The organism is Longimonas halophila (assembly GCF_002554705.1).
Taxonomy (GTDB): domain Bacteria; phylum Bacteroidota; class Rhodothermia; order Rhodothermales; family Salinibacteraceae; genus Longimonas; species Longimonas halophila.
In genome coordinates, this window is record NZ_PDEP01000001.1 from 337,176 (window position 1) to 352,938 (window position 15,763).

11 protein-coding genes are annotated in these 15,763 nt (G+C 62.1%); 5 read left to right on the forward strand and 6 right to left on the reverse strand.

Translation table 11 applies throughout. From position 1 onward, the window contains the following. Positions 1-173 precede the first annotated feature (173 nt). Positions 174-3,716, forward strand: a complete 3,543-nt coding sequence (locus CRI93_RS01365) for a methylmalonyl-CoA mutase family protein (RefSeq protein WP_098060800.1) — start codon at positions 174-176, stop codon at positions 3,714-3,716. Between the two features lie 302 nt (positions 3,717-4,018). Here the strand turns inward: CRI93_RS01365 and CRI93_RS15010 are convergent, their stop codons facing one another. Then, positions 4,019-4,432, reverse strand: a complete 414-nt coding sequence (locus tag CRI93_RS15010; RefSeq protein ID WP_141491513.1) for a carboxypeptidase-like regulatory domain-containing protein — start codon at positions 4,430-4,432, stop codon at positions 4,019-4,021. Positions 4,433-4,830: 398 nt separating this feature from the next. After that, positions 4,831-5,460: a hypothetical protein gene (locus CRI93_RS01375; RefSeq protein ID WP_141491514.1), complete on the reverse strand. Its 630-nt coding sequence runs from the start codon at positions 5,458-5,460 to the stop codon at positions 4,831-4,833. 654 nt (positions 5,461-6,114) lie between these two features. Here CRI93_RS01375 and CRI93_RS01380 point away from each other — a divergent pair. After that, positions 6,115-9,237, forward strand: a complete 3,123-nt coding sequence (locus tag CRI93_RS01380; RefSeq protein WP_098060803.1) for a UvrD-helicase domain-containing protein — start codon at positions 6,115-6,117, stop codon at positions 9,235-9,237. Between the two features lie 182 nt (positions 9,238-9,419). Here the strand turns inward: CRI93_RS01380 and CRI93_RS01385 are convergent, their stop codons facing one another. Next, positions 9,420-10,685 (reverse strand): BamA/TamA family outer membrane protein, encoded by a 1,266-nt coding sequence (locus CRI93_RS01385; protein ID WP_141491515.1) that lies wholly within the window; start codon positions 10,683-10,685, stop codon positions 9,420-9,422. Positions 10,686-10,810: 125 nt separating this feature from the next. Between CRI93_RS01385 and purD the strand changes: the two genes are divergently transcribed. Then, positions 10,811-12,094, forward strand: a complete 1,284-nt coding sequence (gene purD / locus CRI93_RS01390; protein WP_098060805.1) for a phosphoribosylamine--glycine ligase — start codon at positions 10,811-10,813, stop codon at positions 12,092-12,094. A gap of 91 nt (positions 12,095-12,185) precedes the next feature. After that, a complete protein-coding gene (locus CRI93_RS01395) occupies positions 12,186-13,196 on the forward strand; it encodes an NHL repeat-containing protein (RefSeq protein WP_141491516.1) in 1,011 nt (336 codons plus the stop codon). A 73-nt stretch (positions 13,197-13,269) separates the two neighbouring features. Here CRI93_RS01395 and CRI93_RS01400 read toward each other — a convergent pair whose 3' ends face one another. The 3 genes from CRI93_RS01400 to CRI93_RS01410 all read right to left on the reverse strand — a co-directional run bounded on the left by CRI93_RS01400 (position 13,270) and on the right by CRI93_RS01410 (position 14,905). Further along, positions 13,270-13,956 carry a hypothetical protein gene (locus CRI93_RS01400; RefSeq protein WP_141491517.1) on the reverse strand — a complete coding sequence of 229 codons (687 nt, stop codon included), beginning with the start codon at positions 13,954-13,956 and terminating at the stop codon, positions 13,270-13,272. Positions 13,957-13,978: 22 nt separating this feature from the next. Further along, on the reverse strand, positions 13,979-14,167 hold the full coding sequence (locus CRI93_RS01405; protein WP_217992483.1) for a KTSC domain-containing protein: 189 nt from the start codon (positions 14,165-14,167) through the stop codon (positions 13,979-13,981). Positions 14,168-14,356: 189 nt separating this feature from the next. Further along, positions 14,357-14,905 carry an adenine phosphoribosyltransferase gene (locus CRI93_RS01410; protein WP_098060809.1) on the reverse strand — a complete coding sequence of 183 codons (549 nt, stop codon included), beginning with the start codon at positions 14,903-14,905 and terminating at the stop codon, positions 14,357-14,359. Between the two features lie 200 nt (positions 14,906-15,105). On the opposite strand from CRI93_RS01410, the gene CRI93_RS01415 reads away from it, so the two are divergent. Then, positions 15,106-15,747, forward strand: coding sequence for a LolA family protein (locus CRI93_RS01415; protein WP_098060810.1), 642 nt, complete (start codon positions 15,106-15,108; stop codon positions 15,745-15,747). Positions 15,748-15,763 lie beyond the last annotated feature (16 nt).

Consider the following 15,763-nt stretch of genomic DNA (forward strand, 5'->3'; position numbering starts at 1 on the left):
CTTACAACAGATGGGCTGCCCCTGCGTCAATTCATTGTATGTTGACAGTAAGGTTGCACATGGGGGCAGCTGGAACGCTCCACCAAAAAGCCAACAAACAAAACAAGCAGTCGGACGTTTTTCGAAGCGCTTCCAGTATTCACACACCGCCCTCATCCACCCCGGATCAATCCATGTCCGACGAGCGCTATTCGCCTGAGCATCCCGTTCGCTTCGTCACCGCCACGAGCCTGTTCGACGGCCACGACGCCGCCATCAACATCATGCGGCGCATTCTGCAGGGCACCGGCGTGGAGGTCATCCACCTGGGCCACAATCGCTCGGTGCAAGAGATTGTAGACACTGCGATCCAGGAGGATGCGCAGGGCATTGCCGTCTCCAGCTATCAGGGCGGACACATGGAGTACTTCAAGTACATGCACGACCTGCTGGAGGAGCGGGGCGCGGGCCATATCAAGATTTACGGCGGGGGCGGGGGCGTCATCGTCGAAGATGAGATCGAGGAGCTGGAAGCCTACGGCATCGCGAAGATCTTTTCGCCGGAAGACGGCATGCGCCTCGGCCTACAGGGCATGATCAATCAGATGGTGGAAGCGTGCGACGTTTCCATTTTGGAGTTGGGAGTTGGGATTTCGGATTCGCCCTCGCCGAAAGATGCTCGCGTTATTGCGCGCAGCCTCTCGAAAACCGAGATGGGCGAGCCTGCGACCCTCAAGCTGCCCGCGACAGCTCGTGCAGGTGCTGAATCCACAGACGTGCAAGAAGTCCAGATCGGCGGCGAGCAGCCCGCAAGCGGCGACGGCGCGCCGCACACCACAGAACAGCAAGCCTCCAAAATCCAAAATCTAAAATCGAAGGCTCCAGCCCTGGGCATCACCGGCACAGGCGGTGCGGGGAAATCCACCCTCACTGACGAGCTGATCCGCCGCTTCCTGAACGACTTCGACGACGTGTCGATCGCGGTGCTTTCCGTCGACCCGACCCGCCGCCGCACCGGGGGCGCACTGCTGGGCGACCGCATCCGCATGAACGCCATCTACGGCGACGGAGCGTCCGAGCGGGTCTACATGCGCTCCTTTGCCACACGCCAGGCCAACCGCTCCACGAGCCAGGCGCTGCAGGATGCGATGGACGTCTGCCGCGCCGCCGGATACGACCTCATCATCCTGGAAACTGCGGGGATCGGCCAGAGCGATACAGAGATCGTCGACCTCACGGATCTCTCGCTCTACGTGATGACCCACGACTTCGGCGCACCCACCCAGCTCGAAAAGATCGGGATGCTCGATCTGGCGGATATGGTGGCGCTCAACAAATACGAGAAGCGCGGCAGCCGAGACGCCCTGCGCGACGTGCGCAAGCAGGTGCAGCGCAACCACATGCGTTTCGACGAATCGCCCGATGAGATGCCGGTCTACCCGACCATGGCCTCGCACTTTGGGGATCCGGGCGTAACGCGCCTCTACCTGGCTCTGCTCGACCGCCTGAACGACGACTTCGACTTTGAGCGGCGCTCCACCCTCCATAGTTGGGACGACACCCCCGAACCCGAGCCCGCCGACGTTGCCATCATTCCGCCGAACCGCCAGCGCTACCTGGGCGAGATTGCGGAGACGTGCCAGGACTATCGAAGCTGGGCCGAACAGCAAGTCACCTACGCCCGCAAGTGGGGCGAGGCCAAAGGGGCCCGCGAACAGGTGGACGACTGGGCGCCCGAAGATCAGGAGCAACTGGCCGGTCGGCTGGATGCGATGGTGGAGCACTGGTGGGCTAAGCTCGATGCGCGCTGTAAGGACATCCTCGACCAGTGGGATGACCTGAAAGAAGCGTATCAGCAAGACGAGTTTACGTACACCGTGCGCGGACGCGACATCACGGTGCCGCTCTATCGTGAGAGCCTCTCGGGCACCAAAATCCCGCGCGTGGCGCTCCCCAAAACCGATGCGCCGGGCGAGCAGTTGCGTTTTGCGCTCCTCGAAAATCTGCCCGGCTACTTTCCGTTTACCGCTGGTGTGTACCCGTTCAAGCGCGAAGGCGAAGACCCCACGCGCATGTTCGCAGGCGAGGGAAGCCCCGAGCGCACGAACCGGCGATTCCATTTGGTATCGTCGGATTCGCCAGCGAATCGCCTCTCCACCGCGTTTGACAGCGTCACGCTCTACGGCTTCGACCCGGCCAAGCGGCCCGATATCTACGGGAAAGTCGGCAACGCGGGCGTCTCCATCTGCACGCTCGACGACATGAAGAAGCTCTATTCGGGCTTCGACCTGGCGGACCGCAAGACCTCGGTCTCCATGACCATCAACGGTCCCGCGCCGATGCTCATGGCCATGTTCTTGAACACGGCGATTGACCAGCAGGTCGAGAAGCACTTGCGCGAGGAAGGGCGCTGGGACGAAGTGGACGCCCTCATCGACGAAAAGCTGGACGATGAGCGTCCCGAGTACGTGCCCTACGGCCCCGACGGACGCGAAGACGATCTACCCGAAACCCACGATGGAAGCGGACTGGGACTGCTCGGCTGCACAGGCTCGGATCTGGTGGAATGGGGTGCGCTGGATGCTGAGACCTACGCCTCCATTAAAGCCGATACGCTGAACGTAGTGCGCGGCACCGTGCAGGCCGACATCCTGAAGGAAGACCAGGCGCAGAACACCTGCATCTTCTCGACCGACTTTGCCCTGCGGCTGATGGGCGACATCCAGCAGTACTTTATTGATGAGAAGGTGCGCAATTTCTACTCGGTGTCGATTTCGGGCTACCACATTGCCGAGGCCGGGGCCAACCCGATTACGCAGCTGGCCTTTACGCTGGCTAACGGCTTCACGTACGTGGAGTACTACCTGAGCCGGGGCATGGACATCGACGAGTTTGCGCACAACCTGTCGTTCTTCTTCTCGAACGGCATGGATCCAGAGTACAGCGTCATCGGGCGCGTGGCGCGGCGCATCTGGAGTGTGGCCATGCGTGAGTTGTATGATGCGAACGAGCGGAGTCAGAAGCTGAAGTATCACATCCAGACCTCCGGGCGCAGCCTGCACGCGCAGGAGATCCAGTTCAACGACATCCGCACCACCTTGCAGGCGCTGATGGCGATCTACGATAACTGCAATTCGCTGCACACCAACGCCTACGACGAAGCGATCACCACACCGACGGAAGAGAGCGTGCGGCGGGCGATTGCCATTCAGATGATCATCAACAAAGAGCTGGGCACCGCCAAGAACGAAAACCCGATTCAGGGCAGCCACTTCATCGAAGAGCTCACGGATCTGGTGGAAGAAGCGGTGTTGCACGAGTTTCAGCGGATCAACGACCGGGGCGGCGTGCTGGGCGCGATGGAGTCGATGTACCAGCGCGGCAAGATCCAGCAGGAGTCGATGCTCTACGAGGAGAAGAAGCACTCCGGCGAGCAGCCGATCATCGGCGTGAACACGTTCTTGAAGGATGAAGACGACGCGGGCGCTATCGACAACGAGGAGGTGGAGCTCATGCGGTCCTCAACGGATGAGAAAGAGCATCAGCTACGCAGCCTGCATGGCTTCCAGCACCGCAATGACGACCGCGCCGACGAGGCGCTGGCGACCTTGAAAGAAGCCGCCCGCACGGGCGGTAACACCTTCGCTGCACTCATGGAGGCCGTGAAAGTCTGCTCGCTGGGCGAAATCACGCACGCGTTCTTCGAGGTCGGCGGACGGTATCGCCGGAATATGTAGGAGGGTCAGGAGCTACGCACTTGCCAAAAAATATCGTTAGGGCTTGCATTAGGACGGGGCAGAGCCCCTAAACGGGGGCGTCACGAGGCGGAGCCTCGCGACGAGATAACATTATGTGTGCCGCAACTGTGTATCTCCCTAAAGCAATGCGATAGCAGGTCGCCTTCTCTCAAGGCCAACCCCAAACCACGTAGGGACACGGCGCGCCGTGTCCCTACACGCATGCTGGCCCGGTTGCTGTCGACCCGGTTGCGCAGCACTGCAAGGGCTACAAGACAGTACATTGCGGGCGGTGATGCAGGTCAGCCATCAGACGTGGGTTGCAGTTCTGCGGTAAGCCGGGCCGTTTGTACGTTGCATTCACCTTCAGCAACCTCGATACCAGACCGCACCCACGGCTCGAATCCGTCTTTGGTAATAGTTACCTCGTACGTGCCTGGACGTCCTAACGCTCCTTGCAGTGAGATGGTCTCTCCTTCGCCATTTGCCTCGGCCACTATCATGGTGTCTCGAACCGCCCCATCAGTGAGAGTACCTGTTACACCGTCGGCCTCAAGACCTCCACTTACAGCGTTACGCACTTCAACGACAACAGCTGGCTCTATCACAGCCGGGCAGAGTGGGTTGTCTGTCAAATCACAGCCCGTGGTGAGCACCAGAACTCCAAAAAGGATAGACCAGATGCCAGGTGTAGCAGAGGAGATGGAATCGAACATAGTAATATGTGGTAATGAATAGCAGACATTTCAACTAAAAAATACAGACCATCAAGCTGAAACACAAGACAGCAAGAATCCGAACCGGAAGTTGCAATCCACAGTGCACGACCAAGCCTGAGCGAGCCTCCACAGCATCGGTATTCCCAGTTCCCCGGCACGTCATTCCGAGCGCATGCGAGAGGGTCTTATGGGTCATCCCCCGGAAATTGCTCCGGAATCGGCGGAATCAGACCGGGGGGCACGGCGATCCCCCTTCGCTACGGGCCTTCGCTACGCTCCTCAGAATGACGAACATCCGGATGCCAGACAGATGCGCAGTCGAAGGGTCTCCTTCAATGACAGGCAGGATACACCTGCGAGGCGTTCGCTGGACCTCAACGAAGGTTCGATATGCCCTATCTTGATACTGATAGAGCTGTAAATGTCCCGTCCAGAGTGAGAGGCGTATCCAACGTATCTATTGGCGTATCGGCGGGAATGCGCGACGGCAGGATTGGAAACAATGGCGAAAGTCCAGGGGGGAGATCATCGAGTCGCATGACACTGCGCGCCTCCAGTACAATCCGTGCCTGTACCTCACGCTCGTCTACGTATTCGGTAAACATCTCGCCCTCGTCAATCAGGTACAGGTTAACCCCCTCCGACGTTGACTGTCTGTAGATGACCGAGACCCCATCGATACTGTCTGGGGATGCAACCGGTTGATTGGGAGTCTGCGCCGCCACCAGATACTCGGTGTCGGTCGCCAAATCGTTGTCCGATATATAGCCGAAGTCGAGCGTATGGGCAACGCCCTCATGAGAGGCAGACGCCCGGATTTCGGCGATGGCTTTACCATCAAAAAGATCAATCAGGTCGTTGGGGAGATCGTCTACTTCGTTGGTGGTACGCTGGTTGAGAAGCAGAGCGCTTCCACTCAAAGTGAACGAACCCTCGGGGCCTTCAATGGTCGCGTTAAATGCAGACGTCGATCGGTCTGGAGTTGTTGTGTCGCATCCTGCAAGACCAATCAGCAGGATCAGCACACAGCTTAGATGCCGAATCATGATATTGCAATCTATTTGTGTTTTAGAGTCGGATTGAATCAGTCAAAACGTAGATGAGCACTACTGCTTGACATTTAACGATATAGGTTTTTGCAATAAGAAGCAAAAATCTTCGGTAGCAGTCAAGCGTTACGTGATACCATGCATACGAGATGGGCCCGTGTAGCCGCTATCGTCATGGGGAACGCAGTGAAGCATCGCAGGTCACGCGGACGGAGCACGATTTCAAGCGTGAACAGGGGGCGTTGAGATCCTTCCCTCCGATGGTAGTCGGGGTCAGGATGCCTGCTGAGCATACTGCGTCCAATTTCACAAGCTTACAGAGCCTCGCGACGAGATAACACTATGTGCGTTGCAACTGCGCAAGTCTCCTGGAGAGAAGCAATGGAACGTCTACCTGTCACGACCAACCCCAAACCACGTAGGGAGACGGCGTGCCGTGTCCCTACACGCGTGTTGACCCGGTTGCACAGCAACTGCTATGCGCAGGAGGGATCATATCCGGGCCCTCGGCTCGTACAGAACGAATGCCCGCTGTGCCCGCGTTCGTTATGATGTACGCCGTGCAGTCGTTCGCCCGCACAGCCGCATCGGGGCGCAGGGTCCGCTGTCTTGCTCCAACGGTCGCTTCCAATGCCTCAGGTCGCCCTTTCATCGCATCTCGTTGAGACGCTCCGCAATCTGCCCGAGCGTCCCCGCCAGCAGGTGCTGGATGCGCTGGAGAAGATCCACCACGGCCAGTTCGACGGGGGATTGCGCGTCAAGAAGCTGCAGTCGCGGCCCAGCGTAGCGGTGTGGGAGGCCCGCGTCAACCAGGCTGCCCGCCTGCTTTTTACCTACGGGCGCCACGCCGACCGCCACTCGCAGAAGCCCGTGCTTACCGCGCACTGCTGGACAGTCGTGTTCGACCACGACGATGTGCCCCGCGTGCTGCAGCGCAAAGCCTTCGATGTGCCCGATGCGATGCAGTGGATCGTGGCCGACGAGATTGATGCATGCGAGTGGGCCCAGCCGCCCCCCGACAACCCTGCCGCCGACCTCGACGCCATTGAGCGCGACTTTCCGGAAACCGACCGCTGGGACGCCTACGCCGCGCTCTCGGCCGAGTACCAGGGCACGCTCAGCGCGCCGCCCGAGAACCTGCCGTGGTACCTGGAGAGTCCGGTCGCCTTTGCCGAGTGGGCCGAAGCGGAAGAGGTGCCTGCTGAGCTAATCTTGTCGGATGAGCAGGTGCATCTGCTGCAAGAGCCGCTTCCTACGTTCCTGAATGGACCGGCGGGGAGCGGAAAGACGACGCTTGCCCTGTATCGGCTGCTCGTCATCCAGGAAAACGACCCGGAGGCCGACATCGCGTTTGTGACGCACAACCCGCGGCTGGTGGCCCATGCCCGCGATCTATACGCGGCGCTGCCGCTCCGTCCCGAGGAGGCGGCCCCAGTCGATTTTAAGACCTACCGCGAGCTGGCTGCCGAAACCATGGGCATGGGCGTGTCGGATCTGCAGCACTACCAGGTGCCCACCGACCGGCTGCGCGACTTTCTGGGGCGCCATCCACTGAACAGCGCCGAGCAGCAGCTTTTTGCAACCGACATCCGCGCGGTGGTGAAGGGCATGCTGCCGCTGCAAAAAACCCCGGCGCTCGACACCGACGTGTGCAATCTGCTGCCGCGGACCATCTACTGCAATGAGATGCCGGGTACGTGGTCCGCGGTGCCGCGCCATAAGCGGAGCGCGGTGTACCGCCTGGCCGAGCAGTATCAGGATGCGCTGCGCAGCGACAACCGCCTGGACGACCAGGATATTGCCACGCAGGCGCTCCGGCGGCTGCTAAGCGGATCCAAGCCGCGCCGCTATGACGCGCTGGTGCTCGACGAGGTGCAAGACCTCACCGAAAAGCAGCTGCGTGTGGCGCTGGCTACGCTGCGCGAGGGCGCTCGCACCCAGATGCTTCTGGCGGGCGACCCGACGCAGGTGCTGGGTGGGTCTGGATTTGGCTGGCGGATGCCACGGGCCATCTTTCACGAGCGCGGATGGGATCCGCCCAAGCCGTACACGCTCACCCGCTCGTATCGCGCCAGCGCCCCCACGCTGCGTCTGCCCGAAGCGCTGGCCGAACTTCTGAAGGCCGAAGAAGCCGATGTCGTCTCCCTTAACCCCGACGAAGCGCGCGCTACCGGACCGCCGCCAGTGCGTACGGCGCCCAGCGACGCAGTCGAAACCACGCTGGCCGAGGCCCATCCCGATGTACTTATCCTGACCAACAGCGAGGAGCAGGCGTCGCGCTTGCGGGAGGCGTGGGGCCACCCGCTGGTGTGGACGGTCCCCGATGCCAAAGGCCTCGAAGCGGATCACGTGGTGCTCTACCAGCTACCCGACCGCCTCATCGATCGTCCGGGGGCGGCCCCGGCAGAGCGCGAAGCGGTGCGCCAGACGAATCGACAGACGCTGCGCATGCACTACGTGGCCGCCACCCGAGCGCGCAAGAGCGTGTCGGTAGTGGCCGAGCCGCACCCGGCCGGGTCGATCTGGACGCAGGAGGCAGTGGCGCGCACCGTGAACACCATGGAGCAGTTTCGAGCGCCGTGGGCGGGCGATCCCTCGCAAGAAGAGTGGCGCACGCGTGCCGACTACTACCGCGACCGCGAGCACTGGGCTCCGGCGGCGGAGTGCTATCGTAAGGCAGGCAACGAGGCGTGGGCCGTGCTGTGCGAGTGGCTGGATGCCGTGCTTACCGCTCGTGCCAACGGCGATTCGATTACGCCCCCCACCGATGCTCCTGCGCCCTGGCACAACGACGATGCGCTAACCGATACGCAGGCCGCGCTCTTGCTGGATTATGGCATTGGGCAGCGCGACACGCCGCTCCGCATCCGTCTGCTGCGCCAGGTGGGGCGTACCGATGAGGCCGAGGCGCTTGCTGCCGAGCATGCGGCGCAGACGGGACGGTGGCGCGAGGCGGCGGCATACTATCGCTCGCACGACCGGCTGGCCGAGGCCGCCCGGCTCTACTATCAGGGCGAGGCGTGGGAGGATGCGGCGGCCTGCTACCGGGCGTGCCAGCGGTGGGCCCGCGCCGCTCAGTGCTATCGCCGCACCAACGCCTGGCTCGATGCGGCGGAGTGCCATCGGCAAAACAAGGATTGGGAAGAGGCGGCTGCGTGCTATGCCAAGGCCGACGCCTGGACCGAAGCCGCGACCTGCCACCGCACCATTGGCGCGTGGGCGAATGCGGCACAGTGCTACCGCGAGGCGGGCGACGACCGCGCGGCGGCGCAGTGCTACCGTCGTATTGATGCGTGGAACCGGGCCGCGACTTGCTACGAGGCGGCAGGGGATTCGACCTGGGCGTTTGTCTGCACCACGCTAGCCACCCACGACACGCCCGATGCCGTGCTGAGCACGCTCCGACACCGGTACGATCCGATTCCCGCGCCCGTCGCCACGTTTTTGGTGAAGCGGGCACTCCACGAAGAGGCCGACACGGCGCTGCTTGCTGCCTGGCTCCTACGTTGCGCCGAGCGCGATCCGGAGGCGATGCTGCGTCCACCGGTTCTCCAAACGAACGGCACCGATTATGCCATCACGTACAACGGCGGCGGCTGGTACGAAGTGGCGACATGGAGTGCCGAGGCCGGGGTGCAGCACGAAAAAGTACAGGGTACCGCGCGCCTCCCCGATGCCCTGCAGCCGCACGCCGAATCGGCCCGTATGCAGCACGAAAACGAGCAGGCCGCCAAGAATAGCCTCTCGTTTTAGAGCCTGTTTTGATTTCTTATTTTGGGCTACGAGCGGCTCCGCTGGGCTGCAACGAGCCCCCGATTTCGGCCCGTAGCCCCGGCTACGAACCTCTATCGTGGTCCTCGTTTCGCTCCAGCGGCGCTCGCTCTCGCCGTCAAACCAAAACCCAAACAGGCTCTTAGGCCCGTTGGTAAAGCCCGCTACCACCGGTCGCGGTGATGCGCGGGGCGCAGGCGATGAAACGTGGGCGTAAAGGCGAGACGCACGCCCGTCACGCCATCGGGGCCCAGGCCCACAGCCACATCGATCCACGTCGTATCCCGAAACCGCGGGGCGATTCGCAGGCCCACATGCGCGCTCAGCAGTGGTGGCACGACAGCAGTACGGGGCGGCGTGCGCTCGGTCGTCGCGTCCCACGTAAACTGCTCAAACACATCGGTGTAGACGGCGCCCGCATGCCCGCCGATGTAGGGCTCTACATCCAGCAAATTGCCAATGGTGCGAGTGATACGATAGCGCGCACCCACCAGCAGACGGTCGCGGTCGGCAAAGCGCCCGCGGGCCACGCCGGGCATACGAAAGGCCTCCAGCTGCGACAGATACATCGGCGGAATGGGACGGTTGTTGACGCTGCGGGATATGCGGGCATGAGCCGTTAGGTCGAGTGTGTGCCGAGGCAAAACGGGCACGTGCCCGGCCAGGTCAACCTCATGCGTCCAGAACGACGCGCCGCCCTCAATATCGAGGTAGCGCCCCGTCTGCCCATGGATCAGCAGCCCCTGGTGCGGCCCGTGCTCCTGGTCGCGCGTGTCGTACGAGAGGCCCAACTGCGGACGCACACCGGTCAGGCTGCGGGTGGATACGGAGCCGGTGCGGGTGCGCCCGAATGCTTGCAGGTAGAGTTGCGACCGCGCATCCAGCCGCCGAAAGGCGGCGTCGTCATCGTTGCGCTGATCGTAGAGGCGGTCGTGCACCACATGGAGTTGGACGTGCAACCGGAGCCGGTCGGATCCGAAGGGCAGATATCGTCCGCGCACACCGCCGCGCAGCTGGGTGCGATGCAGCTCCAGGCGCGTGTCGTCCTCCGGAAACGGGCCCACGCCGTAGAACCAGTCGCGGGTCGTGTGAAAGGCGCGGCCCTCCAGCACCGTGAAGCCCAACTGGTCATGGCTCCACTGCGGTGCCCATGCCACGGTGCCCACCTGCTGATAGCGTCCCACCAGCGCGGTAACAAGCCCCTGACTGTTGGCGCGGCCCAGGTTGTGGACAGACAGCCCGGCGCCGAGTCCGATGCCGGTACGCGGGCCCCAAAAATTAGCCGGGTACGGGCGCGGGTTGACCCAGACCGAGGCCTCCCGCTCCCCCGCATCCGGCTCAGTAGACTGCGCATACACCGGCGGGTGAACGCCGCTGCTGCATATCCACCCGATAAGAAGTACAACAATCACGTAAGTACGCACAGGCACATCAGCACATATTCAGAGAACTTCAACCGCGTGCGGGGTAGCGTCCCTGCACAAATGCACGCGCAATCCTATATTAGCAAATTGAACGCACCGCATTGTGTTACTTTCATCAAAAGCCCCGTTCCATGCGTGTTCTTGTCATCGGAAGCGGCGGACGCGAACATGCGCTCTGTCGTGCACTGGCTGATAGCCCTTCGTGCGACGGCGTTATGGCCGCGCCCGGCAATCCGGGTACCGAACAGGTCGGCACCAACCTTACCCTCGACCCTGCCGACGCTGATGCGGTTCAGGCTGCCGTCAACGAGCACGACATTGACTACACCATCATCGGGCCCGAAGCGCCGCTCGTAAACGGGCTGGCCGACCACCTGCGCGCTGCCGGGCACCCGGTCATGGGCCCGAGCGCTGCCGCCGCCCGCCTTGAAGGCAGCAAAGCCTTCGCCAAGGCGTTCATGGCGGAGCACGACATCCCCACCGCCACGTTTCGCACGTTCGCCGCCAATGAGGCCGACGAGGCCCACGCCTACATCACCGACCGGCCCGTGCCGGTAGTCGTCAAAGCCAGCGGACTGGCGGGCGGCAAAGGCGCGCTTGTGTGCACCACTCGCGAGGAGGCGCACGACGCCCTCGACCGCATCGTCGATGACCGCGACTTTGGCGAAGCAGGCGATCAGGTCGTCATTGAAGCGTTTATGGAGGGCGACGAAGCCAGCGTGTTCGTCCTTACCGATGGCGAGAAGTACGTCGTCTGCCCGCCCTCGCAAGATCACAAAGCGATCGGCGAAGGCGGCACCGGGCCCAACACCGGCGGCATGGGCGCCTACGCCCCTACGCCGCTCGTTGATGGGAGTACCCTCACCGCCGTCTGCCGCACGATCGTCGAGCCCACACTCAAAGGCATGAGCGAGGCCGACACGCCCTATCAAGGCGTACTGTACGTCGGACTCATGCTCACCAGCGACGGCCCCAAAGTCGTCGAATACAACTGCCGCTGGGGCGATCCCGAAGCGCAGGTGGTACTGCCGCTGCTCGACAACGACCTTGCCACGCTCTTCCAATCGGTCGCCGAACAGACGCTCTCGGGCGTGCACGTCCGCGCCAGCGCACAATCCTGCGTCGGCGTCGTGCTGGCCTCGCAGGGCTACCCGCACAGCTACGACACCGGCGTGCCCATCGACGGCATCGACCAAGCCGAGCGGATGCCGGGCGTCCACGTCATTCACGCAGGCACGCGCCGCACCGACGACGGCACGCTCGTCACCGATGGCGGACGCGTCCTCTGCGTCGTAGCCACCGCCCCCGACCTCGAAACCGCCGTCGAGCGCGCCTACGACGGGGCCGATGCCATCCAGTTCGACGGCAAAACCCTGCGCCGCGACATCGCCCACAGTGGCCTCATGGCCGCCTGATTTCGAATCCTCATGCTTTGCCATCTCGTCGCGAGGCTCCGCCTCGTGACGTGGCCGTTTAAGGGCTCCGCCCTCTCAATCTCCTACCCGCATGCCTTGCTCATACACACTGTTTTTTAGAGGGATACGCAGCAGCTTCGCCGGGTTAGGGGCGGTGGTCATTTTCATGGGCGCGCTGCTCGCTGCAGCGTTGATGTGGCCCGCCGCCCACGCTTCCAGCACGCCCCCCAAGCCGGTGCCGCGCGGGGTCGACACGCTGCACATCCGCCTTGCGGCCGTCGACACGCTCTCCACTTTCGAGGCTCCCACTGCCGTACGCCGTGACGCCCGCGGACGCCTCTACGTGCTCGAACCGTCGCGTCACCGTCTGCACGTGCTGAGCGCCAACCGCGCGGAGCAGCACACCATAGGTGGAGCGGGTGCCAACGCCGGACAGCTGCGCCGCCCCGCCGGATTCGATCCGACCAACGGGCAAGCGCTCCTCCTTGCCGACACCGGCAACGGACGCATCCAGCGCCTGGACGCGTCGGGGCGAGCGCTGGAGGTGCTTCCCATTCCGTACCGCGAGGAAACGCTCACTCCCGTGTACCCGCCGAGCAGCTCCGACGACGCCCCCACAGGCAGCGGACGACCCCGCGCTGTGCAGTCTACCGCTGGCAGCGGGCTTGTCGTCCTCGAATCCGACGCGCCCGCCGTATGGTACCTCGACCGTGATCGCGCGGTTGTGCGTCGCCTCGACGCCTTCGATACCCGCTTCCGCGACTGGCGTCCACAGACGCTGGTGCGCAGTGGGCTGGGTGCACTGTGGGTGCTGGAGGCCGAGCAGCCCCGCGTGCTCATCACCGATGCGCTGGGCAGCATCATTGCGCACCGCAAACTGCAGGCCCCCGCCGAGGGCGGCTTCGTGGATGGCTTTGCTTCGGGAGCCGCCGTTGGACTGGTGCAGCCGCATGCCATTGCGCTGGTAGACGCCGAAACGCAGCAGCCGCGTCGCCATTGGCGCTGGCCCACAGCCGCGGCTCCTCTGCAATCAGCGACCGCCTCTCGCGATTCCCTCTACCTGCTGGCCGGTCCGCACCTGCTGGCTATGCCGCGCCAGTAGCAACGGCGTAATGCGTTACATCGCGCTCCAGGTGCAACGCTCCAACAGCGCAGTACCTCGGAGTGCAGAGCAATCAGTACGGTGGGGTGGCCGGGCCGTCGTATCCACACATCCCTACACGTGGAGAGTTGACCAGCGGGGTAAGCCCTCCATAATCATCGTGCGGATGGGCATCGGCATGCTCATCACACAGCGTTCCGGGCGCATCCATTTCATACATACACTCCATGCACAGCCACGAGGCTGATTGCTCACACTCCATGCACTCCGTTTCAGGCGAATTATTCCGCGCCATCAGAAAAATGGGATGTGGGCTCAGCGCATACCCTTCGCGCACATCATAGACCTTGATGTTCGTCTCCGACGACGTGCCGAAGTCATAGATGTGGGTGAGCTCGACTCCAGGTTCAAAGACCTGACCGGCCCGCTTGCTCTCCGAGATCTCCGCACTTCCCCAACCGCCTCTCGAAAACCGGCTTAGATGCCCACAGCATTCCAGCCAGATGGACCGCAGGTAGGCATCCAGATGTTGCAGTTTTGCGGATCCTCTCATCTCCAGATGAAGCCAGAAGTCCGTGCTCCGAGCAGCGTAGACCTGCAGGTGATACAGGTCTTGCTTGGTCTCCTCCTGTTTTTGAGCCGCTTCCTCGATCGCGTCTTGCCGCGCTGTGCAGGAAGGCAGATGCCTCGTTAGTCCACCCTTTGTCATTTCTCGCTCACAAAAGGTGCATTTTCCCTTCGTCTGTTTTCTTTGAGCCATAACATGTTATCTTTTTGCGTCTCTACGAACTCACTTTATAATATGGGTACATGTCGATCACGCGTGCACGCATGTACTGCCCTTTCGACTCAGCATCGAGCAATTCCTCATACGTTGCTTTGTCAACTTCTTGATAGCGATAAACCCCTCCGCTGTTGAATACTACCTCCAACTCACTGGCATCGTCATCGTATCCAACAGCGTGGATCATACTTGACTCAACGGTAGTCAATTGCATGAAAACCCTCAATCTGTTCAGAGTTAGGCACTTTTCCCATTCATCATATTACAGTCGGCTGAAGACGTTCTCTGAGCTTGTCGTGATAGCGTTGCCGGGGATGTCAGGGGGACCACCAGCAGCATTTGGCCCAAGACCCCTGGCTATGAGCACGATGTGGCCCTATGCGCCTGCCACCGGAAGCACCGTATGCACCGGCGCATCTGCAGGGAGCGCATCGCGTCCGTTCAGGTCGGTAAGCGCAATCAGGAACGAAAACCCGGCGAGTGCGGCATCCGTCTGTGCCACCAGGTGGGCGGTGGCGGCTGCTGTGCCGCCCGTGGCGATCACGTCGTCGTGGATCAGGACGCAGTCATCGGCATCCAGTGCGTCGGCGTGCACTTCAACAGTGTCGGTGCCGTATTCCAGTTCATAGGAGGTCGCAATGGTATCGTGAGGCAGCTTGCCTTCCTTGCGCACCGGCACAAATCCAGCATCAAGCTGCCGGGCGATAAGCGGCGCCAGGATGAACCCGCGTGACTCGATGCCCACCACCTGCGTAATGCCGGAATCAGCAAACGGCGCTGCCAGCACATCCGCAGCACGCGCAAGCAGGTTGGGATCAGCCAGCAGCGGGGTGATGTCTTGAAACTGAATGCCCGGCTTCGGAAAGTCGGGAATGGTGCGCAGGGCACGGCGCAGCGCATCTGCAGAATGATCTACGGAAGCCATAAGAACCGCGTTATCAAGGCGAAAGGGAGCGAGTACGGCAGGGCCTGTGCGAACCATCGGCGAACCGTGGGGCAGGAGGCAACTGCACACGCCTCCGCCAATATATAAGGCGAGCGTGCGTTCCCGGTCCCATACGAGATGCATGCCGAGCTGCGTTTTGTGCATCCCTGTTTCCTCTTTATTTTTTTGGTGTTGCCTGTATGATGCGCCGATCTATCCCTCTGTTTGTACTGGCTTTGATGCTTGGCCTCCCGTCTGTCCTACATGCGCAGTCAGAGACCGACTGGCTGACCCGCGTGCAAGATCGCTACGATACGTTAGACGGGTTGCGTGCGGAGTACGAGCAAACGGTGACCTCGCCTCTTGACGACGGCACCACCGAGCGCACCGGCATGCTCTACGCCACCCCTGAGTCGTTTCGCGTAGAAGGCGACGGCCAGACCATTGTATCGAATCCGACCACCACGTACGTGTACAACCGGATGAGGGGGCAAGTCATCGTATCGGATGCCGAGGCCAACGACAGCGACTGGGCGCGTCCCACCACCCTGTTTGCGCAGTTTAGCGACGCGTTTACCCTCGAATCCAGCGAATCGGCGAGCAACGGCACACACCGCCTCACCTTGCAGGCGGCCGATGACCAGGCCGACTACGAAACGCTTGTGCTGTGGGTGCGCGAGCGCGACACCGTCATTACGCAGCTGGAGCTGACCGACTTCAGCGGGACGCATATCCGCATCCGCCTGAATGCGATTGCGCTGAACCCCGACTTTGCAGACGATCTGTTCACGTTCGAGCCGCCTGCTGAGGCCGAAGTGGTCGACCTGCGCGAGGATGCGTAGCCTGCTCCGTCTGTCT